Raw genomic sequence first — 22,009 nt, 5'->3', positions numbered from 1 at the left:
CGGTTAGATACCCGCCCGGCCAAACGCCGTCTGCCACTCCTGCTCAAACTTAACGATGGCCGCCTCTACCGCCGGGGCGGCGATAAACTGCTCCGCCACGTCCAGCGGCAGGGTAATGGCTTCACAGCCCGCCAGCAGGCACGCCAGCGCCTGACGCGGCGTCTTAAAGCTTGCCGCCAGCACCTTCGAACCCGGCGCGTGCAGAGTCAGCAGGCGTTGCAGATCCGTCACCGTCTGGATGCCGTCTCCGCCCTGAGCGTCCATGCGGTTAACGTAGGGAGCAACGTACTCTGCCCCGGCCAGGGCGCTCAGCAGCCCCTGCCCCGCCCCGTACACCGCCGTTCCGAGGGTCGGGATCCCTTGAGCTTTCAGCAGCTTAATCGCCGCCAGCCCCTCGGCGCTTACCGGCACCTTCACCACGATATCCGCAATGATACCGCGCAGCGCGCGCGCCTCGGCCACCATCTCCTCGGCGTTGCTCGCTAATACCTGGGCAAAGAGCCGCCCTTTTCCGCCCAGCGCATCATGCAGAGCGGGCAGCAGCTCCACCAGCGGCATGTTGCCTTTGGCGACAATGCTCGGGTTGGTGGTTACCCCGGCCAGCGGAAAGCTGCGGGCCAGCCTTTTTACTGCCGCCACGTCGGCGGTGTCCAGGTACAGTTCCATATGAACTCCTCAAAGTGTGAGATTTAGCATGCTTTAAAACTTACCCATTTCAACCTGCCCATATGTTGACCAGAATCAAAATAACTTTCATTCGAAAGTAATTTAATCTGTGTATGAAACATGAGGGCAGATTATGATTTTCAATATTCAGCGCTACTCCACCCACGACGGCCCCGGCATTCGCACCGTCGTCTTCTTAAAAGGCTGCTCGTTGGCCTGTCGCTGGTGCCAGAACCCGGAGAGCCGCGCTCTGAAGCGGGAGGTGCTCTTCGACGCCCGTCTCTGTCTCGACGGATGCGATCTCTGTCAGCAGGCCGCGCCGGGCGTGATTGACCGGACGCTTAACGGCCTGCTGATCCATCGGGAAAAACTCAGTGAGGCACATTTTACTGCGCTGGAAGCCTGCTGCCCTACCCAGGCGCTGACGGTCTGCGGTGAAACCCAACCGGTGGAGGAGATTATGGCCATCGTGCTACGGGATAAACCTTTTTACCAGCGCAGTGGGGGCGGGATCACGCTTTCCGGCGGTGAACCCTTTATGCAGCCCGAGCTCAGCGCCGCGCTGCTGAGGTCCAGCGTTGAGCACGGTATTCACACAGCGGTTGAAACCTGCCTGCACGTGCCGTGGGGCTACATCGAACCCTCCCTCTCCTGTGTCGATCTCTTCCTGGCCGATCTCAAGCATGTCGACAGCAAGGTCTTTAAGACCTGGACCGACGGCTCGGCGAAGCGCGTGCTGGTGAACCTAAAACGGCTGGCGGCGCGGGGGAAGCAACTCATTATCCGCGTGCCGCTGATCCCCAGCTTTAACGCTGACGAAGCCTCTATCAGGGCGATTACCCGCTTTGCCGCCGACGAGCTTAATGTCCAGGAGATCCACTTTCTGCCCTACCACACGCTGGGCATCAACAAATACCACCTGCTGAATCAGCCCTATACCGCGCCTGATAAGCCGCTCGATGCGCCAGACCTGCTGGCCTTCGCCAACGCGTACGCCCGCGAGTGCGGCTTAACCGCTACCCTACGAGGATAATGCCATGACCGAGTTACGTCTTGATACCCTGACCCGCCGCATTCAGGCGCATAAAGATGCGCTGGTGCACATTGTTAAGCCCCCGGTCTGCACCGAGCGCGCCCGGCACTACACCGATTCCTACCGGCAACATCTCGACAAGCCCATTCCGGTGCGCCGGGCGCTGGCCCTCGCCCACCATCTTGCCGAGCGCACCATCTGGATCAAACACGACGAGCTGATTATCGGCAACCAGGCGAGCGAGCTTCGCGCCGCGCCTATCTTCCCGGAGTACACCGTGTCGTGGATTGAAAAGGAGATCGATGACCTGGCCGATCGCCCTGGCGCGGGCTTTGCGGTGAGCGAAGAGAACAAGCGTGTGCTGCATGAGATCTGCCCGTGGTGGCGCGGCCAGACGGTGCAGGATCGCTGCTACGGCATGTTTACCGACGATCAGAAGGCCCTGCTGGCAACCGGCATCATCAAGGCCGAGGGCAATATGACCTCCGGCGACGCACACCTGGCGGTGAATTATCCGCTGCTACTGGAGCAAGGCCTCGACGGCCTGCGCGCAAAGGTGGCGGAGCGCCGGTCGCGCATCAATCTTACCGTGCTGGAGGATCTGCACGGGGAGCAGTTCCTGAAGGCGATTGATATCGTCCTGCATGCGGTCAGCGACCATATCAAACGCTTTGCCGCCCTCGCCCGTGAGATGGCCCAGGACGAACAGCGCGTCAGCCGCCGGTATGAGCTGCTGCAAATAGCCGAGAACTGCGACATCATCGCCCATCGTCCGCCGGAAACCTACTGGCAGGCGCTACAGCTCTGCTACTTTATCCAGCTGATTTTGCAGATCGAGTCCAACGGCCACTCGGTCTCCTTTGGCCGCATGGATCAGTACCTCTACCCTTACTACCGCCGCGACGTCGAGCTGAATCAGACCCTCACCCGGGAGCAGGCCATCGAGCTGCTGCACGGTTGCTGGCTGAAGCTGCTGGAGGTGAACAAGATCCGCTCCGGCTCGCACTCGAAGGCCTCCGCCGGTAGCCCGCTCTATCAGAACGTGACCATCGGCGGCCAAAAACGGGTGAACGGCAAGGCGCAGGACGCGGTCAACCCACTCTCCTACGCTATCCTCGAGTCCTGCGGACGCCTGCGCTCGACCCAGCCAAACCTGAGCGTGCGCTACCACGCCGGGATGAGCAACGATTTCCTCGACGCCTGCGTACAGGTGATCCGCTGCGGCTTCGGCATGCCTGCTTTTAACAACGATGAGATTGTTATTCCCGAGTTTATCAAGCTTGGCGTCGAGCCGGATGATGCGTATGACTACGCGGCGATCGGCTGTATCGAGACCGCGGTTGGCGGCAAGTGGGGCTACCGCTGTACCGGGATGAGCTTTATCAACTTTGCCCGGGTGATGCTGGCCGCCCTTGAGGCGGGCCGCGACGCCACCAGCGGCAAGGTATTCCTGCCCCAGGACCAGGCGCTGTCTAAAGGTAACTTCGCCGACTTCAACGAGGTGATGGCGGCCTGGGACAGGCAGATCCGCTACTACACTCGCAAATCCATTGAGATCGAGTACGTGGTGGACACCATGCTGGAGGAGAACGTTCACGATATTCTCTGCTCGGCGCTGGTAGATGACTGTATCGAGCGGGCAAAAAGCATTAAACAGGGCGGCGCAAAGTATGACTGGGTCTCTGGGTTACAGGTCGGCATCGCCAACCTTGGCAACAGCCTCGCGGCGGTGAAAAAGCTGGTCTTTGACCAGGGGATTATCGGCCAGCAGCAGCTTGCCGAGGCGCTGGCAGCGGATTTTGCCGGTCTGACGCAAGAGCAGCTGCGCCAGCGCTTAATCAACGGTGCGCCGAAGTACGGCAACGATGATGACAGCGTCGATCTGCTGCTGAACCGCGCCTATCAGACCTACATTGACGAGCTGAAGCAGTATCACAATCCGCGCTACGGTCGCGGCCCTATCGGCGGCAACTACTACGCGGGCACCTCCTCTATCTCTGCCAACGTGCCTTTTGGCGCGGCGACCATGGCGACGCCGGACGGGCGCAAAGCCATGACTCCGCTGGCGGAGGGGGCCAGCCCGGCGTCCGGAACGGATCGTTTCGGCCCCACGGCGGTAATTAACTCCGTCGGTAAGCTGCCGGTGGGATCAATTCTTGGCGGCGTGCTGCTCAACCAGAAGCTGAACCCAGCCACGCTGGAGAATGACGGCGATCGCCACAAGCTGATGCTGCTCCTGCGCACCTTCTTTGAAGTCCGTAAAGGGTGGCATATTCAGTACAACATTGTCTCCCGCGAGACGCTGCTGGCGGCGAAGGAAAATCCGGACCAGTATCGGGATCTGGTGGTACGCGTGGCGGGCTACTCGGCGTTCTTTACCGCCCTGTCGCCGGACGCGCAGGATGATATTATCGCCCGCACGGAGCACACGTTGTAAACAGCAACGCCCGGCGGCGCAGGCTTGCCGGGCCTATGCTTTACTTTCATATGAAATTAAAGGTGTGCATTTGCTCACATCGTTACTAGAATGCTCCTGACTGTTTTTACCCTGGGAGCATAACGTATGACCGTAAAAGTTATCGTCACTGACATGGACGGAACTTTCCTTGATGATGCCAAAGCGTATGACCGCGACCGTTTCCTCAGCCAGTACCGTGAGCTTCAGGCACGCGGTATTGAGTTTGTGGTCGCCAGTGGCAACCAGTTTTATCAGCTCATCTCCTTCTTTCCAGAAATCAAAGACGAAATCTCCTTCGTCGCCGAAAACGGCGCGCTGGTCTACGAGCACGGCAAAGAGCTTTTCCACGGTGAGCTGACCCGCCACGAGTACCAGATCGTGCTGGGCGAGCTGCTCAAGAGCGAAGGCCTGAACTTTGTCGCCTGCGGCCTCGAGAGCGCCTACGTCAGCAAAAACGCGCCGCCGGAGTTTGTTGAGCTGATGTCTCATCACTATCACCGCCTCAAGCTGGTGAGTGACTACCGTGAGATTGACGACAAGATGTTTAAGTTCTCTCTCAACCTCCCGGACAGCGAGATCCCGCAGCTGGTGGACGCCCTGCATGTCTCTCTCGACGGCATTATGAAACCGGTCACCAGCGGATTCGGCTTTGTGGATCTGATCATCCCCGGTCTGCACAAGGCTAACGGCATCACCCGCCTGCTCAAGCGCTGGCAGCTTTCGCCCAGCGACTGCGTCACCATTGGCGACAGCGGTAATGACGCCGAGATGCTGCGCATGGCGAAGTTCTCTTTCGCAATGGGTAACGCCAGTGAAGCCATCAAAGAGATTGCTAACTTCCAGACCGACGATAACAACCAGCAGGGCGCGCTGAATGTGATTCAGGCCGTAATTGACGCCACCCCACCTTTTACCGCCTAAGCACCTCTACGCCAGCACGCTCGCGGCTGGCGTCACCCTCTTCTCTCTTTTGTGCACCCCATCATCTTTTTAAACTTGCATTAACTTTTTTTTAACTTAAATTAGCATATGTAAGTTAATTACTTTCGAATGAAAGACACGAGAGGGTTATATGACTGAAATGTATGCAAGCGAAGCGCTGCCCGCTGACCATAAGGCGGCGATTCGTCAGGTAAAACAGGCCCTGCGGGCGCAGATTGGCGACGTGCAGGCCGTCTTTAACCGCCTTGAAGAGCGTATCGCCGCTCAGGTCGCTGAGATCAACGCCCTGAAAGCGAAAGGCGAGACGGTCTGGCCAGTGATCCCCTTTGAGGATGTGAAGAGCGGTCGCGTCAGCGAGGCGCAGCGTGCGGCCATCAAGCGTCGGGGCTGCGCGGTGATCAAAGGCCACTTCCCACGCGAGCAGGCGCTGGGCTGGGATCAATCCATGCTGGCCTACCTCGACCAGAACCGTTTTGACGACGTCTATAAAGGTCCGGGGGACAGCTTCTTCGGTACCCTTGAGGCCTCGCGTCCCGAAATCTACCCCATCTACTGGTCACAGGCGCAGATGCAGGCCCGCCAGAGCAGCGAGATGGCGCAGGTGCAGTCCCTGCTTAACCGCCTCTGGACCTTCGAGAGCGACGGCAAGCAGTGGTTCGATCCTGACGTCAGCGTAATCTATCCGGACCGTATTCGCCGCCGCCCGCCGGGCACCACCTCGAAGGGGTTGGGAGCGCATACCGATTCCGGGGCGCTGGAGCGTTGGCTGCTGCCAGCCTACCAGCAGGTTTTCGCCTCGGTGTTTAACGGCGATATCGACAGCTACGATCCGTGGCACGCCGCCCACCGTACCGAAGTCGAAGAGTACACCGTGGATAACACCACCAAGTGCTCGGTGTTCCGCACCTTCCAGGGCTGGACGGCGCTGTCGGATATGCTGCCGGGTCAGGGGCTGCTGCACGTGGTGCCGATCCCCGAGGCGATGGCTTACGTTCTACTGCGTCCGCTGCTGGACGACGTGCCGGAGGATGAGCTGTGCGGCGTAGCACCTGGGCGCGTGCTGCCCATCTCTGAGAAGTGGCATCCGCTGCTGATGGAGGCGTTAACCAGTATTCCGGCGCTGGAGGCCGGGGACTCGGTATGGTGGCACTGCGACGTGATCCACGCCGTCGCGCCGGTGGAGGATCAGCAGGGCTGGGGCAACGTGATGTATATTCCTGCCGCGCCGCTGTGCGAGAAGAACCTCGCCTATGCACGGAAGGTGAAGGTAGCGCTGGAGAAAGGCGCGTCGCCGGGAGACTTCCCGCGTGAGGATTATGAAGCGCAGTGGGAGAATCGCTTTACGGTTGCGGATTTGAACGAGCACGGCAAGCGCGCGTTGGGCATGGCTTAAACGTCGTACAATCCTTCCCGCTCTACGGCGGTGCGACGCTCCGGTCGTATCCGCCGTACCGACTCCCGTACCACCAGCGTGCCGTTGATCAGGTACGATCCGATTGCCGCCTGGGGACGAATAAGCCGCTGCTGTAAAAGCTGTACTGCTTCAACACCCAGCTCGTCGCGTGGGACATGCACCGCCGTCAGCGGCACATCCTGAATAGCCGGGAGGTTAAAGGCATCAATACTCATGACTGAAACGTCCTGCGGTACGCGCAGACCACGCTGTTGCAGGGCACGCACTGTCCCCTCCGCCATGAAATCTCCCCCCACCAGGAACGCCGTCGGCACGTTTTTATGCGCCGGGTTATCCAGCCACTCCGTTACTCGTGCCTCTGCTTCTTTAGCGCTAAAGCTGGGGACGGTTATAAGATCGCGTTTGCTCTGAAACTTCAGGTTTCGCTGCTCCCAGGCCTCTTTAATACCCGCCAGGCGGAGATCCATGGTATAGCGCCGCAGGCACATAATGGTGACGACGTCACGATGACCTAAATCAAACAGGTAGTCAGCCGCAAATTCACCTATCGCGCGGTGGTCGGGCGCAACGGTTGGCAGACGCATCCGCCTGTCGCGGCAGTTGATTAATACGCAGGGCTTAGCTAAATCTGCCGCCAGCTCATGGATATGCGGATCGTCAATGCCAAGTAGAATAGCCGCCTGGGTTTCCGGCTCACCCATTCTGGCAATAAACACATTGGCGTCACTGTCCAACTCCTCTAGCGCACAGTAACGCAGCCTGACTTCATGCGGCTCCAGCGATTTGCTAATACTCTGTATTACGCGATAGTAGAAGATGTCGGAACGCTCATCGAACGCCCGCTGAGGTGCGAAAACCACCAGGTTGTTAAGTAACAGCCGGCCAGCCGCAATACCACTCATCACCCCCAGTTCACGTGCGCAGGCCAGCACGGCATGCCGAGCGGCTTCACTGGTGTTCGCTTTCCCGGCCAATACTCTCGACACGGTGCTGGTCGAGAGGTTCGTACGGCGGGCAATTTCACTGATTTTGAGCTTTTTATCCATTCTGTGATCTGGCTCCGTTTCCCTCATGAGAATAATTTCATGAGATAAAAACCTGATGAATACTCGTTGCACGCCCATGCTGGCACATAATTTTAACAATTGATGAGAATCCTTGCACAGAATCCGCTTTGGCTCTCTCTTTTTCTCACCTAACGTAAACCTGTCGTACAACTTCCATACTAGTTGTATACAAAATCAAGGCTAAAAAAGAGAAATATCCTTACGCGGGCCATATCGGTATGACAAATAAACAGATGGCCCGTCACGACGTCCCTACAGAACGTGTGCGGAGAAACTGATGAGCCAGGGAATTAACAACAATGACGGGGTGGTAACCAAAAGCCCTCGAATAATCAAAAAATTACGCTGGTGGATGCTGATCCTGTTCCTCCTCGGCGTGACCGTTAACTATATCACCCGTAACTCGCTGGGGATTATCGCCCCGGAACTGAAGGACAGCCTCGGTATTACCACCGAACAATATTCGTGGATCGTTGGCGCCTTCCAGCTGGCCTATACCCTCTTTCAGCCCCTGTGTGGCTGGCTCATCGATGTCATTGGCCTGAAGCTGGGCTTTATGATCTGCGCCACTCTATGGGCCGTAGCCTGCATCGCCCACGCCGGGGCTGGCAACTGGCTACACCTGGCGATCCTGCGCTTCTTTATGGGCGGGGCGGAAGCGGCAGCCACGCCAGCAAATGCCAAAACCATCGGCGAATGGTTTCCGAAATCCGAACGCCCCATTGCTGCCGGTTGGGCTGGCGTAGGCTTCTCTATCGGCGCGATGCTGGCACCGCCAATCATCTATTTCGCCCACGCCTCTTTCGGCTGGCAAGGGGCGTTTATGTTTACCGGCGTGCTGGCGCTGCTGTGGGTCGTGCTGTGGTGGGCGTTCTATCATAGCCCTGATAAGCACCCGAACCTGAGCAAAGAAGAGCTGGTGCATATTCAGCAAGATAATGAGCCACGCACCGAGAGGCTGCCCTTCTTCATCGCGCTGAAAACCGTCTCGAAGAACAGACGTTTTTACGGTATCGCCATTCCGGCGTTTATGGCGGAACCGGCCTGGGCAGTGATGAGCTTTTGGGTGCCGCTGTATCTGGCAAAAGAGCATGGTATGGATTTGAAACAGATCGCCATGTTTGCCTGGCTGCCGTTCCTCGCCGCCGATCTGGGCAGTATCGCCAGCGGCTATCTGACCAAACTTTATACCCGCTGGTTTGGCTGCGTGCGCATTAACGCCATCGTCGCCAGCTCAGTTACCGGCGCATTCCTGATGATTTCGCTGGCTATCGTCACGCTGACCCGCGATCCCTACATCATCATCGCCCTTATTTCTATTGGCGGCTTCGGCCATCAGATCATCTCCTGCATGCTCAGCGCGCTGGTGGTGGAGTCTTTCGACAAGGGGCAGATGGCGACAGTAAACGGCATGCGCGGCTCTGCCGCATGGATCGCCAGCTTCCTCTTCTCTCTGCTTATTGGGGTTACCGCCGACAAAGTTGGTTTTAACCCGCTATTCATTGCCATGGGCTTCTTTGACCTGATTGGTGCCGTGTTCCTGGTTGCTTTTATTGCTGAACGTCGCGCCAAGCGCGCCTGAGAGTGGATATAAATTATGAAGACGCTGAAAAACTGGATTTTTGACACGCAGTCGGCCCATCACGTGGAGCTGAAAATCGACGGCCAGCACAGCCTGTGCCTCTACGTGCTGGAACAGGATCTGTTCCGCGTGCTGATTAAACGCAAGGGCGTACTGGCGCTGGAGAGAACCTGGAGTATCGCTCCGGCGCAGGACGTGCCGTGGGAAGGTCGCTCCCGGGACGATCTGAGCGGTTTCACCCTGCCCGCGTGGACGCTGGAGCAGCGAGACGAGCAGTTAACCATCGCCAGCGAACAGCTGCGCGTGACCGTCCATCAGCCGCTGTGGCTGGAGTGGCACTACCGTAACGAGGAGGGTGAGTGGCAGCATCTTACCAGCGACCGCCCAACCAGCGCCTACCTGCTGAATGCCCACGGTGACGGCGTAGCGCACTACCTCAACCGCCGTAAAGATGAGCGTTTCTATGGCCTTGGCGAAAAAGCGGGCAACCTGCAACGTACCGGTCAGCGCTACGAAATGCGCAACCTGGACGCCATGGGCTATAACGCGGCAAGTACCGATCCGCTCTACAAGCACGTTCCGTTTACCATCGCTCGCCGGAGTGATATCAGCTACGGTCTGTTTTATGACAATCTGAGTAGCTGCTGGCTGGATCTGGGCAATGAAATCGACAACTACCATACGCCTTACCGACGCTGGCAGGCCGAGGCAGGCGATATTGATTACTACATTTTCACCGGCAAACGTGTGCTGGATGTGACCAAAGCATTTATTCGCCTGACCGGTAAGACCCTGTTCGGGCCAAAGTGGAGCCTGGGTTACAGCGGCTCCACCATGCACTATACCGATGCCCCGGACGCGCAGAACCAGCTGCTGAACTTTATTCGCCTGTGCGCCGAGCATGCCATTCCGTGCGACTCGTTTCAGCTCTCCTCCGGCTACACCTCAATCAACGGTAAGCGCTACGTCTTCAACTGGAACTACGATAAGGTGCCGCAGCCGAAGGTGATGAGCCAGGCATTTCATGATGCGGGAATAAAACTGGCGGCCAATATTAAGCCCTGCCTGTTACAGGATCATCCTCGCTACAGCGAAGTCGCCGAGCGCGGCCTTTTCGTTCGCGACTCTGAGTCCAGTGCGCCAGAGCGCTCAAGCTTCTGGGATGATGAAGGCTCCCACCTCGACTTCACCAATCCGGAGACCGTGGCATGGTGGCAGGAGGGTGTGACCACCCAGCTGCTGGAGATGGGTATCGACTCCACCTGGAACGATAATAACGAATTTGAGATCTGGGACGGCGAAGCGCGCTGCCATGGTTTTGGCCGCGAGATCGCTATCAAGCATATTCGTCCGGTCATGCCGCTGCTCATGATGCGTGCCTCGCTGGAAGCGCAGCAGCGTTTTGCTCCGGAGTTGCGCCCCTATCTGATCTCCCGCTCTGGCTGTGCCGGGATGCAGCGCTATGTGCAAACCTGGAGCGGAGACAACCGCACCAGCTGGGAGACGCTGCGCTACAACACGCGCATGGGGTTAGGGATGAGCCTGTCAGGACTGTATAACATTGGCCACGACGTGGGTGGTTTCTCTGGTGATAAGCCTGATGCTGAGCTGTTTGTTCGTTGGGTACAAAACGGCGTAATGCATCCGCGTTTCACCATTCATTCGTGGAATGATGACCATACGGTGAATGAGCCGTGGATGTATCCAGGCGTTACGCCAGCCATTCGCAGCGCTATTGAGCTGCGCTATCGTCTGCTGCCCTATCTCTATACCCTGCTGTGGCAGGCGCACGCTGACGATGAGCCTATGCTGCGTCCAACTTTCCTCGATCACGAGCACGATGAACAGACCTTTGAAGAGTGTGATGATTTCCTGCTGGGTCGCGATCTTCTGGTGGCCAGCGTGGTGGAGCCGGGTGCTCGGGAGCGTCGTGTCTGGCTTCCTGCAAATGAGAGCGGCTGGTACGATTTTTATACTAATGAATGGTTCTCCGGCGGACAGTGGATTGTTCGTGATGCGCCGCTGGAAAAGCTGCCTCTGTTGGTCCGTGCCGGGGCCGGTTTGCCGCTCAGCGAGCGTATTACCCACGTCAATGCCGCCCAAGATGATTGTCGCAAGCTGTGTCTGTTTCCGCTGAAAGGTGTCGGTACCAGCCGCGGCCTGCTGTTTGAAGATGACGGTGAGAGCTGGGGCTACAGGCAGGGCAATGCGCTGTGGCTGGAGTGGGAGATGGTCTGCTCAGGCAGCACCATTGATCTCAAGGTAAATGTGCAGGGCGACTACCGTCCGGCCTGGAACGTACTGGAGGTGATATTACCGGCGGGAGAAAAACGCACGCTGCGGGTGAATGGTGAAGTCAGGAGTGAATGGAAGTTGTAGCAGATTGCCCGGTAGGCGCCAGCGCCACCGGGCAATCCCATAGCCCAATTTCCCTAAGTATTTCGCGTTACAGGAAGGTGGCAAACCTGTAAATCCCCGGGAGCTTACATAGGTAAGTGACCGGGGTGAGCAGGTGCAGCCAACACACCTGTAGCGCGAAAGACGACGGGAAATTAATCGATGCCTTTGCTGCGCAGATAGTCTTCATAGTTACCACTGAAGTCCACCACGCGCTCAGGGGTGATCTCAATCACGCGGGTTGCCAGCGAGCTAACGAACTCACGGTCGTGGGAGACAAACACCAGCGTGCCCGGATACATCTCCAGCGCCATGTTCAGCGATTCGATAGATTCCATATCCAGGTGGTTAGTCGGTTCATCCATTACGAGGATGTTCGGCTTCTGCATCATCAGCTTGCCGAAGAGCATACGCCCCTTCTCGCCCCCGGAGAGCACCTTCGCTGGCTTTTTGATATCGTCCTGGCTGAAGAGCAGACGGCCCAGGAAGCTGCGCACCACCTGCTCATCGTCCCCCTCCTGCTTCCACTGGCTCATCCAGTCGAAGACAGTGAGATCGTTATCGAAATCTGCGGCGTGATCCTGTGCGTAGTAACCAATCTTCGCGTTTTCAGACCACTTCACGGTACCGTTATCCGGCTCCAGATCGCCTACCAGGGTTTTCAGCAGGGTAGTTTTACCCACGCCGTTAGCGCCCAGAATGGCGATCTTCTCGCCTACTTCCAGCAGCAGGTTGAAGTTCTTGAACAGCGGGCCGTTATCGAAGCCTTTAGTGAGGGCTTCCACTTCCAGCGCGTTACGGAACAGCTTCTTATCCTGTTCAAAACGAATGAACGGGTTCTGACGGCTGGAGGCTTTCACCTCGTCCAGCTTAATCTTATCGATCTGACGCGCGCGCGAAGTCGCCTGACGAGACTTCGAGGCGTTGGCGCTAAAGCGGCTAACAAAGGATTGCAGGTCAGCGATCTGCGCTTTCTTCTTGGCGTTGTCGGCCAGCAGACGCTCGCGCGCCTGGGTCGCCGCGGTCATGTACTCATCGTAGTTGCCCGCATAGACGCGCAGCTCGCCGTAGTCGAGATCGGCCATATGGGTGCAGACCATGTTCAGGAAGTGACGGTCATGCGAGATGATGATCATGGTGCTGTTACGCTCGTTCAGCACCTGCTCCAGCCAGCGAATGGTATCGATGTCCAGGTTGTTGGTCGGTTCATCGAGCAGGAGAATGTCCGGATCGGAGAACAGGGCCTGGGCCAGCAGCACACGCAGCTTCCAGCCGGGAGCCACTTCGCTCATCGGGCCGTAGTGCTGCTCTACCGGAATACCGACGCCGAGCAGCAGCTCACCCGCACGAGACTCGGCGGAGTAGCCGTCCATCTCGCCGTACTGCACTTCGAGATCGGCCACTTTATAGCCGTCCTCTTCGCTCATCTCGGCCAGGCCGTAGATGCGATCGCGCTCTTGCTTCACTTCCCACAGTTCGCCGTGCCCCATGATCACCGTGTCGAGCACGCTGAACTCTTCAAAGGCGAACTGATCCTGACGCAGCTTACCGATACGCTCGTTCGGGTCGAGGGAGACGTTGCCCAGCGTCGGCTCAAGGTCGCCGCCGAGGATCTTCATAAAGGTGGATTTTCCGCTACCGTTCGCCCCAATCAGGCCGTAACGATTGCCGCCGCCAAACTTGACGGAGATATTTTCAAACAGCGGCTTACTGCCAAACTGCATGGTGACGTTGCTGGTAACTAACACGGTGTTATCCTGAAAATGTGTGACAAACTCTGCATTATGCCACAATTCCGAATTGAAATCGCGCAGGTGTGAACAGTTGCTACAATAGGGTGAGAGAAAAAAATGTGATTTCGTACACATCTCAATTCCATGCGCGTGGGAATGCACATATAATGCGCTCCCATCTTTTGAGCATTCTTAACTAAACGGCCTCTGGCATAGAAACCTCGCATACCATGAATATGAAATTAACAACAATTTTAGCGGCGGCTTTCGCTGTAGTAGGGTTTTGCAAATCCGCGTCTGCTGTAACCTATCCGCTGCCAACCGATGGTAGCCGTCTGATTGGTCAGAACCAGGTCATCACCCTGCCAGAGAACAACAGCCAGCCGCTGGAGTACTACGCAGCTCAGTACCAGATGGGGCTGTCTAACCTGATGGAAGCTAACCCAGGTATCGATCCTTACCTGCCGAAGGGCGGCAGCGTGATGAATATTCCTCAGCAGCTGATCCTGCCGGACACCGTGCACGAAGGGATTGTGATCAACAGCGCTGAGATGCGCCTCTACTACTATCCGAAAGGCACCAACACCGTGATTGTGCTGCCGATCGGTATCGGCCAGCTGGGCAAAGATACGCCTATCAACTGGACCACCAAAGTTGAGCGTAAGAAAGCCGGTCCGACCTGGACCCCGACGGCGAAGATGCACCAGGAGTATAGAGAAGCGGGTAACCCGCTGCCGGCTGTGGTTCCGGCTGGTCCGGATAACCCGATGGGCCTCTACGCCCTGTACATTGGCCGCCTGTATGCAATCCACGGTACCAACGCTAACTTTGGTATCGGCCTGCGCGTAAGCCACGGCTGCGTGCGTCTGCGTAATGACGACATCAAGTTCCTGTTCCAGAACGTGCCGGTGGGTACCCGCGTACAGTTTATCGATGAGCCGGTAAAAGCCACCTCCGAGCCGGACGGCAGCCGCTACATCGAAGTACACAACCCGCTCTCTACCACCGAAGCGCAGTTTAACGGCAAAGAGATCGTGCCAATCACGTTGACCAAGAGCGTGCAGAGCATCACCAGCCAACCGGACGCCGACCAGAGCGTTGTTGAGCAGGCGATTCAGAACCGTTCCGGGATGCCGGTTCGTCTGAACTAAGATTTTCGTAAGTCAGTAAAAAGCCCGGCAACCGCCGGGCTTTTTTATTACCAAATTACTGCTGTGCCAGCTGGTTACGGCGATATTCTCCCTGCCGCTCCAGCATCCAGCCTGGATACTCCCGCGGCAGCGCGCTGACCGCATCGAGCTGTTTCAGCTCCTCTTCACTCAGGCGAATCTCCGTCGCGGCAATGTTATCCGCCAGCTGATCCGGACGTTTGGCGCCGATAATCACGCTGCTCACTACCGGCTGATGCAGCAGCCACGCCAGGGCGATCTGCGCCACCGACACGCCTTTGCTGTCAGCAATGTTGCGCATCACGTCCACGCAGTCGAAGGCGCGCTCTTTTTCGACCGGCGGGAAGTCAAACGCCAGTCGGCGGCCGCCCTCCTCTCCGCTGCCGCTGCGGTCATACTTGCCGCTCAACAGGCCGCCCGCCAACGGGCTCCAGACCATCAGCCCCACCCCCTCGCTTTGCAGCATCGGAACCAGCTCACGCTCAAGGTCGCGTCCGGCGATGGTGTAGTAGGCCTGTAGCGAGGCGAAGCGGGCCAATCCTAAACGCTCGGAGATACCCAGCGCCTTCATGATCTGCCACGCCGCCCAGTTGGACACGCCGATATAGCGGACGTGACCGTGCTGAACCAGGTTATCGAGGGCGTAGAGCGTCTCCTCAATCGGCGTTGCCGGATCGAAGCCGTGGAGCTGGTAGAGGTCGATATGATCCAGCTGGAGGCGGCGCAGGCTCTCCTTGACGCTGCTGATAATATGGTAGCGGGAGCTGCCGCGGGAGTTGACCCCGGCGGTGCCGGTTTCGCCGAACACCTTGGTCGCCACCACTACGTCCTCGCGAGGGATCTTAAGATTTTTCAGCGCCTGGCCGGTGATCTCTTCCGAACGCCCTTCCGAATAGACGTTGGCGGTATCGATAAAGTTGATGCCCGCTGCCAGGGCATCGCCCACCAGCTGCTCAGCCTCGCTCTGCCGTAGCTGACCAATCTTGCCCCACATGCCGCCTTCGCCGCCGAAGGTCATGGTGCCCAGGCACAGCTCGGAGACAAAGAGACCGGTATTGCCAAGTTTTTGATAACGCATAGAACGCTCCTTAGGGTGTCGATGAGTGTTCAATAGTTATACGCCAGTGCGCCGGATCGCGAATGTGAGGATCCTGCGCGTTTCTTGCCCAATCCTCTGAACTTTATCCCCGCGCCGCCTCGCCAAAGACCGGGTAGTCCGGCAGCTGTACGGTCTGATACGGCTCCCAGCCGCCCCCCAGCGCCTTATAGAGCGCCACCAGGTCGAGGCTGCTCTGCACCCGTGCCTGGGCGCGCTGCTGCTCGGCCTGGGCCAGCTGGCGCTGGGCATCGAGTACGTCAATAAAGGTTGCGATCCCCTGGCGATAGCTGTCGCTGGCAAGGTCGAACGCGCTCTGCAACGCCTCTATGGTTTTGCTCAATCCAGCCTCGCGCTGCTGATCGGTGCGGTAGCTGACCAGAGCGTTCTCCACGTCGCCCAGCGCGCTCAGCACCGTCTGACGATAGTTAAGTGCCGCTGCGCCCTGCTGCGCCCGCGCCAGCTTGACGCTGGAGACCAGCCGTCCGCCCTGGAAGATGGGAATCGACACCTGCGGTCCGAAGCTATAGAAGTGGCTGCTCCAGTCGGTCAGCCAGTCGGTTTCGCTATTGCGCAGGCCAAACTGGCCGCTCAGGGTCAGGCTCGGGAAGAGCTGGGCCACCGAGACGCCAATCTGCGCGGTGGCCGCATGCAGGTTAGCCTCCGCCTCACGCACGTCCGGACGACGGCGGGCCAGCGTTGAGGGGATCCCGGTCTGGATGATATCCGGCAGCTTCGGCAGGGGCTGCACCGACCGTAGCTCCGCATTCAGCGCACCCGGAGGCTTGCCGATCAGGATCGCCAGGGCGTTCATCGCCTGCTGCTCCTGGGCCTGGTACTGCGGTAGCTGCGCCTCCAGGTTGCCGAGCTGTGCCCGAGCATTCTCGACGTCCAGCTGCGGCGACAGACCGCCGCGCTGGCGACTCTCGGTCAGGCTAAGCGTCTCCTTTGCGGTGTCGATCTGCGTGTTCATAGTCGCAAGGATGCTCTGCGCCCCGCGCAGCTGGAGCCACGCCCGAGCCACCTCCGCCTCCAGCGACACCAGGGCATCGTTGCGCTGCTCAATAGCCGCCCGCTGCTGGGCATCGGCCGCCTCGACCTGGCGGCGAACTTTGCCCCACAAATCCAGCTCCCACTGGGCGTCAAAGCTGCCCTGGTAGAGGTTCACCGGCTGGGTCAGCACGCCAAGGGCGTTACGCACCTCGGGGTCGGCATCCTGCAGTTGGCCGTAGACGTCATGCGCCTTCAGCTCCCCTTCCAGCCCCAGCTGCTGCCGGGTGGCCTGCAGGTTGCCGTTGACCGCTGGCATGAAAGCACCGCCCGCCTGGTTGATCTGCTCCCGTGCCCCGGCAATGCGCAGCACGGTCTGTTGTAGGGAGAGATTCCCGGCGATCGCCCGCTCGATCAGGCTGTTAAGCTGCGGCGAGTTGAAGCTGGTCCACCAGCGCGGATTGACCGCCTGGCTGGAGGTTTGCGACGGCACGGTTTTATCCCCGGCGTCGTTCCAGTGGCTTACCGCAGGCGGCACGGGTTGCTGGTAGTCCGGCCCCACGGCGCAGCCTGCCAGCAGCAGGGTGAGTAACGACAGCGTCGGGGTATGTATCCTGTGCATGTTAATGTGCTCCTGCGCTGCCTTCGCTCTTGATCGGCGAAAGCAGAAGACAAAACGGAATCAGTAGAAACGCCACGGCGCTGAGGATGGTAAAGACATCAACGTAGGCGAGAAAACGCGACTGCTCGATCATGGTTCGGTACATCTGACCGGTCGCCAGGCCAAGGGGATCTCCCGGCAGCGTGGTGAAGTCGCGGATCGCCTCGGCCGTCTCCCGCACCGCCTGCTGGAACTGCTCGCTAAAGGGGGTGGTGTGGGCGCTCAAATAGGCGCTGTGCACCTGGGCGCGTTCGGTAATCGCGGCGGTGGAGAGCGAAATACCGATCGATCCGGCAACGTTACGGAACATGGTAAACAGCGCCGCGGCGTCGGCGTTAAGCTGACGCGGTATAGTGATAAAGGCGATGGTGGTGAGCGGCACAAAGAGGAAGCCGAGACCAATCGACTGCGCGCTACGGAACAGCACCAGCGTTTCGAAATCGACGTCCGGGGTCAGGTTGCGCGACCAGAAGAAGGCCACCGCCAGGCAGGTAAAACCGAAGGCAATGATCCACCGGGTCTGCACCACCGGCATCAGCTTCAGCACCAGCGGTATGGTCAGGACGATCAGCACCGCGCCCGGCGAGAGCACCAGCCCGGACCAGGTGGCGGTATAGCCGAGGTCCTGCTGCGCCAGCTGGGGGATCACCACCGAGCTACCGTAGAGGATCATCGCCATTCCGGCCATCAGCAGGCTGGAGACGGCAAAGTTTTTATCCTTCATGCAGTGCAGATCGACCACCGGCTTTTTGGCATACATCAGCCAGTAGATAGCGCCGATAATGCCGATCAGGGTCAGGACGGCAAAGGTGCGGATAAAGTTAGAGGCGAACCAGTCGTCATCTTCCCCACGGTCCAGCATCACCTGCAAACAGCCCAGCCCCAGCGCAATCAGCCCGATGCCGGTCCAGTCGATGGTCAGCTTCTCTTCCGATTTACGCTCCCAGGGCGGATCTTCCAGCAGCTGGTAGATGGCCAGCACCGTGACGATCCCCACCGGAATATTGATAAAGAAGACCCAGCGCCAGGAGTAGTTGTCGGTGATCCAGCCCCCGAGGGTTGGCCCGAGCACCGGGGCAACGATGATCGCAATTGACGAGAGGCCAAAGGCCTTGCCGCGATCCTCCGGCTTAAAGTAATCCAGCAGCACCGACTGCTGGGTCGGCTGTAGCCCCCCGCCGAAGAAGCCCTGCAGGATGCGGAACAGGATGATCTCCCACAGCTCGGTGGCGATACCGCACAGGAACGAACAGACGGTAAACATCACGATGCAGATAAGGAAGAAGCGCTTGCGGCCAAAGACGCGGCTCAGGAAGGCCGAGATCGGCAGCACGATGCCGTTCGCCACCAGGTAGCTGGTGAGCACCCAGGTGGATTCGCTATAGCTTGCCGAGAGCGATCCGGCGACGTGGGGCAGCGCCACGTTAATGATGGTGGTATCAAGGATCTCCATAAACACCGCGAGGGTGACGACAATCGCCACCGCCCACGGGTTACTGGCGGGACGCCAGTTCTCATGGCTGTGATCGGTCATTCCAGGGTCACCTTCGGCTCCACCGACAGCCCCAGCGGCAGCGGCGGCTGGTTAGCGTCCAGGCCCTTATCGATGACAATCTTCACCGGTACGCGCTGGACGATCTTCACAAAGTTGCCGGTGGCGTTTTCCGACGGGAAGGCGGAGAAGCGCGAGCCGCTCCCCTGCTGTATGCTGTCGATATGCCCCTCCAGCTCCAGGTCCGGGTAGGCATCGACGCCGATAGTGACTTTATTGCCGGGGCGCATCCGCTCCAGCTGTGACTCTTTAAAGTTCGCCACCACCCAGATATCGGTAGAGACCAGCGAGAAGAGTGCCGTACCCGCCTGCACCAGGGCGCCGTTCTGCACGTTACGTTTGGTGACAAAGCCATCGAAGGGGGCGCGCACTTCGGTCCAGGAGAGGTTGAGGTTCGCGGTCTCCAGCTGGGCGCGGGCCTGCTCTACCTGCTGCTCCCGGGCTTCGACGTTAGTCTCCTGCTGGCGGATCTGTAAGTTTATCTGGCTTGCTACCTCCAGCTGAGCATTGGCGCTGGCAAGCTGGGCTTGAGCGCTGCGCAGCTGGGCGTTGGCGCTATCGATATTTTGTTGCGTGGTCGCGCGCGGGTCGACGCCGCGCTGGCGGCGATAGGCGGCTTCGGCATTGGCTAAATCAGCTTTAGCCTTCAGCACCTGCGCCTGCGATTCGTCGCGCTGGGAGGGGTACTGCACCTTCGAGAGCGCCAGCTGGGCCTGGGCCTGATGCAGCTGGGCGGTTGCCAGTCCGAGCTGGGCCTGAGCCTGATCGCGCTGGGCTGTGGCGTCCCGAGGATCAATCACCACCAGCAGATCGCCCTTCTTCACCCGCTGGTTATCCTTAACCCGCAGCTCGGTCACGTAGCCCGCTACCTTGGGCGCAACCGTCACGGCATCGCCTTCGGTAAAGGCGTCGTCGGTGGTCTCCTGGTTGCGGGTCATAAACCACCACACCAGGGCCACGATCACCATGACCACCACCACTACACCCAGAATAATGAGTGGCTTTTTACCGGGGCGCTTACGTCCATTTTTATCGTTCTTTTGATCGTTGTTTTGATCGTTATTGTTCTCTTCCTGCGCTGCGTCAGGATTCTTTTCGTTATCAGCCATAGCGTTGCAACTGTCCTGTCGATGAACGGCGCGACACATGCGCCGTTATCTAAAGTTAGGAGGTTGCTATACATTTGCCAGGAAAAACTGACAAATTCGCATTAACTGATAATAAGCAACTCATACCCCACCAGCGCCGCCCAGATCAGCAGCGGTATAGAGTAGAGATGGAAGCGCCACCAGATGCGGCGGTTATTAGCCATCCGCAGAGCGATAAGATTCGCCAGCGAGCCGGGCAGCAGGCCGAATCCGCCGACGTTCACCGCCCATGCGAGCAGCTGGCTGGGAGGGACGTAGTTCAGCAGCAGGATGGTCGCCGGTACGTTGCTGATCACCTGCGACAGGCCGATGGCCGTGAGCCATAATGCAGGCTGGGAGAGGTTCTCTACCCCGTTGAGCGATCCCTGTAGCGCGGGCAGCTGCACCAGCAGGTGAACGTCGATAAACATCGCCATAAACACCAGCAGCAGGGTCCAGTCCACGCTCTTCAGCACCTTACGGGCAAGAACAGCAAAGCCCACGGCAACGATTAGCACGCCCCAGCCTTCGAGCTTCATCTCTAGCGAGATGAGGAAGATCACGTAGAGTCCCAGACAGCTCCAGAGCAGCCGGGGCTGCCATGATGGAGCCTGGCTGCCGCTGTGGTAGGTCAGGGCCTTGTTGGGGAAGAAGATCCAGCAGAGCAGCAGCAGGGTCGCCATCATCACCAGCGCCAGCAGCGCCATCTGTCCGGTAAAGGCGGCAAACGAGAGGCCGGAGCGCCCCCACAGCAGAATATTTTGCGGATTGCCGATGGGGGTAAGCAGCGATCCGGCGTTAACCGCCAGCGCTTCAAAGATAATCAGCCGGTTGACCGGGATCTCGCACAGCTTTCTGAGCGTCAGGGTAAGTGGCACCACAATAAACAGCGCCACGTCGTTGGTCAGGAAGGTAGAGAGCAGCGCTGCCGCCAGCGCCATGAACATCGCCAGTCGCCGCTCGGTGGCAAAGCGCCGGACCATTCTGCGGCCCAGCACGTCAAAGTAGCCGCTCTGCTCCACCCCTTTGGTGAGCATCATCAGTCCGCTGAGGGTGAGAATAGTGTGCCAGTCGATCGCCTTTGGCCACGCGGCCGGGTTAAAGGGAACGAAAAGGCTCAGGGCAATGCCGATCAGGATCAGCAGCTGGAGAAAGCGATCGCGCGCCAGCGCACGCACGAACGGCAGGGTCATTCCGCAGGGTGCTCCTGCTGGAGAGTAAAGAGGCGAAAACGCTCCAGCGTCTCCTCGCTGACGTGGTGCTCCATACCCTCGGCGTCACGGCGGGCGGTTTCCGGGCTGACGCCCAACACCAGCAGGAAGCTCTCAACAATCTGGTGGCGCTCGCGGCTCTCCTGGGCCAGCTTCTCCCCTTCCGGGGTCAGAAACACGCCGCGCCAGGGGATCTGCTCGATTAGCCCCACCGTTGCCAGACGCTTGAGCATCTTGGCCACCGTCGGCTGGGAGACTCCTAGTCGGGCGGCCATATCGACCTGGCGGGCTTCCCCTACCTCGCGGATCAGATCGGAGATCAGCTCAACATAGTCATCAATCAGCTCTCGCCGGTGCGCTTCCCGCACCTGGCGAAAGCCTTCGACATGCTCTTCGACATTCACCAGCTGCGTCACTTTTTTTGTTGTTGTCTTGCCTGCGCGACGGCTCATTGGACTTCCTCATGGGGTAACGCGATAAATGCATCATATACGGTTGCGCCCAGTGTAAACCATAAGTAGACCAGCACAAAAAATTTGGGTAATAGCCGTAGCTATACAATATAGCCTGTGCTATATCTGTATGTAATGCAGACAACCTTCATGGATTGAACGTCCCACCATCAAGCAGGAGGAGGTTGATATGAACGAACTCAAGAGGTGCCTTAGCGTGTTTACCCACTCCCCGTTCCAGGTCCGGTTACTGTTGCTCAATATGCTGTGCGATATGTTCAACGGTAAACCGCAGCAGGACGATAAAAAATCCCACTAATGCGGCGTCGCGGTACGCCGCTTCATTTTTCTGTCATGCTTCTCCGTCATACTGACGCTCCGTCATAGAAAATTCTTCTTATTTGCTGATTTTGCAACCACTCTCGCAAAAGATCCCTTCGTAAGCAGTTGATCTTCGTC

The 22,009-nt window shown here is 58.6% G+C and carries 17 protein-coding genes; 8 read left to right on the top strand and 9 right to left on the bottom strand.

All coding sequences use genetic code 11. The features are described 5' to 3' along the window. Window positions 1–3: 3 nt before the first annotated feature. A complete protein-coding gene (fsa, locus tag RTM13_RS03855) occupies window positions 4–666 on the bottom strand; it encodes a fructose-6-phosphate aldolase (RefSeq protein WP_312210284.1) in 663 nt (220 codons plus the stop codon). Window positions 667–799: 133 nt separating this feature from the next. On the opposite strand from fsa, the gene RTM13_RS03850 reads away from it, so the two are divergent. The 4 genes from RTM13_RS03850 (at window position 800) to RTM13_RS03835 (ending at window position 6,492) form a co-directional block, all read left to right on the top strand. Next, window positions 800–1,699 (top strand): glycyl-radical enzyme activating protein, encoded by a 900-nt coding sequence (locus tag RTM13_RS03850; RefSeq protein WP_312210282.1) that lies wholly within the window; start codon window positions 800–802, stop codon window positions 1,697–1,699. Between the two features lie 4 nt (window positions 1,700–1,703). After that, window positions 1,704–4,136 (top strand): formate C-acetyltransferase/glycerol dehydratase family glycyl radical enzyme, encoded by a 2,433-nt coding sequence (locus RTM13_RS03845; RefSeq protein WP_312210281.1) that lies wholly within the window; start codon window positions 1,704–1,706, stop codon window positions 4,134–4,136. 126 nt (window positions 4,137–4,262) lie between these two features. Then, on the top strand, window positions 4,263–5,078 hold the full coding sequence (locus RTM13_RS03840; protein WP_312210279.1) for a Cof-type HAD-IIB family hydrolase: 816 nt from the start codon (window positions 4,263–4,265) through the stop codon (window positions 5,076–5,078). Between the two features lie 151 nt (window positions 5,079–5,229). Beyond that, window positions 5,230–6,492, top strand: coding sequence for a DUF1479 domain-containing protein (locus RTM13_RS03835; protein ID WP_312210277.1), 1,263 nt, complete (start codon window positions 5,230–5,232; stop codon window positions 6,490–6,492). Here the strand turns inward: RTM13_RS03835 and RTM13_RS03830 are convergent. Beyond that, window positions 6,489–7,559 (bottom strand): LacI family DNA-binding transcriptional regulator, encoded by a 1,071-nt coding sequence (locus RTM13_RS03830; RefSeq protein ID WP_312210276.1) that lies wholly within the window; start codon window positions 7,557–7,559, stop codon window positions 6,489–6,491. The genes RTM13_RS03835 and RTM13_RS03830 overlap by 4 nt on opposite strands. Before the next feature lie 298 nt (window positions 7,560–7,857). On the opposite strand from RTM13_RS03830, the gene RTM13_RS03825 reads away from it, so the two are divergent. Next, a complete protein-coding gene (locus RTM13_RS03825) occupies window positions 7,858–9,162 on the top strand; it encodes an MFS transporter (RefSeq protein WP_312210275.1) in 1,305 nt (434 codons plus the stop codon). Window positions 9,163–9,177: 15 nt separating this feature from the next. Further along, window positions 9,178–11,541, top strand: coding sequence for a glycoside hydrolase family 31 protein (locus RTM13_RS03820; RefSeq protein WP_312210273.1), 2,364 nt, complete (start codon window positions 9,178–9,180; stop codon window positions 11,539–11,541). A gap of 173 nt (window positions 11,542–11,714) precedes the next feature. Here RTM13_RS03820 and RTM13_RS03815 read toward each other — a convergent pair whose 3' ends face one another. Next, window positions 11,715–13,307, bottom strand: a complete 1,593-nt coding sequence (locus tag RTM13_RS03815) for an ABC-F family ATPase (protein WP_312210271.1) — start codon at window positions 13,305–13,307, stop codon at window positions 11,715–11,717. Between the two features lie 215 nt (window positions 13,308–13,522). Here RTM13_RS03815 and ldtB point away from each other — a divergent pair, with 215 nt between their 5' ends. Next, window positions 13,523–14,443 (top strand): L,D-transpeptidase, encoded by a 921-nt coding sequence (gene ldtB / locus RTM13_RS03810; RefSeq protein ID WP_312210269.1) that lies wholly within the window; start codon window positions 13,523–13,525, stop codon window positions 14,441–14,443. Window positions 14,444–14,498: 55 nt separating this feature from the next. On the opposite strand, the gene RTM13_RS03805 is transcribed toward ldtB, so the two are convergent. The 6 genes from RTM13_RS03805 to mntR form a co-directional block, all read right to left on the bottom strand. Beyond that, window positions 14,499–15,539 carry an aldo/keto reductase gene (locus RTM13_RS03805; protein ID WP_312210268.1) on the bottom strand — a complete coding sequence of 347 codons (1,041 nt, stop codon included), beginning with the start codon at window positions 15,537–15,539 and terminating at the stop codon, window positions 14,499–14,501. Window positions 15,540–15,642: 103 nt separating this feature from the next. After that, on the bottom strand, window positions 15,643–17,169 hold the full coding sequence (locus RTM13_RS03800; protein ID WP_312210266.1) for an efflux transporter outer membrane subunit: 1,527 nt from the start codon (window positions 17,167–17,169) through the stop codon (window positions 15,643–15,645). Window position 17,170: 1 nt separating this feature from the next. Beyond that, window positions 17,171–18,742, bottom strand: coding sequence for a DHA2 family efflux MFS transporter permease subunit (locus RTM13_RS03795; RefSeq protein WP_312210265.1), 1,572 nt, complete (start codon window positions 18,740–18,742; stop codon window positions 17,171–17,173). Beyond that, complete coding sequence (locus RTM13_RS03790; RefSeq protein WP_312210263.1) at window positions 18,739–19,869, bottom strand: HlyD family secretion protein; 1,131 nt, start codon at window positions 19,867–19,869, stop codon at window positions 18,739–18,741. The genes RTM13_RS03795 and RTM13_RS03790 overlap by 4 nt, the downstream gene beginning before the upstream one ends. 101 nt (window positions 19,870–19,970) lie before the next feature. Beyond that, window positions 19,971–21,080: an anion transporter gene (locus RTM13_RS03785; RefSeq protein WP_312210262.1), complete on the bottom strand. Its 1,110-nt coding sequence runs from the start codon at window positions 21,078–21,080 to the stop codon at window positions 19,971–19,973. Then, window positions 21,077–21,550 carry a manganese-binding transcriptional regulator MntR gene (gene mntR, locus RTM13_RS03780; protein WP_042392308.1) on the bottom strand — a complete coding sequence of 158 codons (474 nt, stop codon included), beginning with the start codon at window positions 21,548–21,550 and terminating at the stop codon, window positions 21,077–21,079. The genes RTM13_RS03785 and mntR overlap by 4 nt, the downstream gene beginning before the upstream one ends. 190 nt (window positions 21,551–21,740) lie before the next feature. Here mntR and mntS point away from each other — a divergent pair, with 190 nt between their 5' ends. After that, on the top strand, window positions 21,741–21,869 hold the full coding sequence (gene mntS, locus RTM13_RS03775; RefSeq protein ID WP_103819731.1) for a manganase accumulation protein MntS: 129 nt from the start codon (window positions 21,741–21,743) through the stop codon (window positions 21,867–21,869). Window positions 21,870–22,009: the final 140 nt, after the last annotated feature.

The organism is Pseudescherichia sp., assembly GCF_031979925.1.
Classification (GTDB): domain Bacteria; phylum Pseudomonadota; class Gammaproteobacteria; order Enterobacterales; family Enterobacteriaceae; genus Pseudescherichia.
Note: the sequence above shows the minus strand (reverse complement) of the source record. Positions and strands in the feature narration are given on the sequence as shown.

Coding starts and splice junctions, on each gene's coding strand:
- fsa (WP_312210284.1), bottom strand. CDS start 666: ATGGAACTGTACCTGGACACCGCCGACGTGGCGGCAGTAAAAAGGCTG.
- RTM13_RS03850 (WP_312210282.1), top strand. CDS start 800: ATGATTTTCAATATTCAGCGCTACTCCACCCACGACGGCCCCGGCATT.
- RTM13_RS03845 (WP_312210281.1), top strand. CDS start 1,704: ATGACCGAGTTACGTCTTGATACCCTGACCCGCCGCATTCAGGCGCAT.
- RTM13_RS03840 (WP_312210279.1), top strand. CDS start 4,263: ATGACCGTAAAAGTTATCGTCACTGACATGGACGGAACTTTCCTTGAT.
- RTM13_RS03835 (WP_312210277.1), top strand. CDS start 5,230: ATGACTGAAATGTATGCAAGCGAAGCGCTGCCCGCTGACCATAAGGCG.
- RTM13_RS03830 (WP_312210276.1), bottom strand. CDS start 7,559: ATGGATAAAAAGCTCAAAATCAGTGAAATTGCCCGCCGTACGAACCTC.
- RTM13_RS03825 (WP_312210275.1), top strand. CDS start 7,858: ATGAGCCAGGGAATTAACAACAATGACGGGGTGGTAACCAAAAGCCCT.
- RTM13_RS03820 (WP_312210273.1), top strand. CDS start 9,178: ATGAAGACGCTGAAAAACTGGATTTTTGACACGCAGTCGGCCCATCAC.
- ldtB (WP_312210269.1), top strand. CDS start 13,523: ATGAATATGAAATTAACAACAATTTTAGCGGCGGCTTTCGCTGTAGTA.
- RTM13_RS03805 (WP_312210268.1), bottom strand. CDS start 15,539: ATGCGTTATCAAAAACTTGGCAATACCGGTCTCTTTGTCTCCGAGCTG.
- RTM13_RS03800 (WP_312210266.1), bottom strand. CDS start 17,169: ATGCACAGGATACATACCCCGACGCTGTCGTTACTCACCCTGCTGCTG.
- RTM13_RS03795 (WP_312210265.1), bottom strand. CDS start 18,742: ATGACCGATCACAGCCATGAGAACTGGCGTCCCGCCAGTAACCCGTGG.
- RTM13_RS03790 (WP_312210263.1), bottom strand. CDS start 19,869: ATGGCTGATAACGAAAAGAATCCTGACGCAGCGCAGGAAGAGAACAAT.
- RTM13_RS03785 (WP_312210262.1), bottom strand. CDS start 21,080: ATGACCCTGCCGTTCGTGCGTGCGCTGGCGCGCGATCGCTTTCTCCAG.
- mntR (WP_042392308.1), bottom strand. CDS start 21,550: ATGAGCCGTCGCGCAGGCAAGACAACAACAAAAAAAGTGACGCAGCTG.
- mntS (WP_103819731.1), top strand. CDS start 21,741: ATGAACGAACTCAAGAGGTGCCTTAGCGTGTTTACCCACTCCCCGTTC.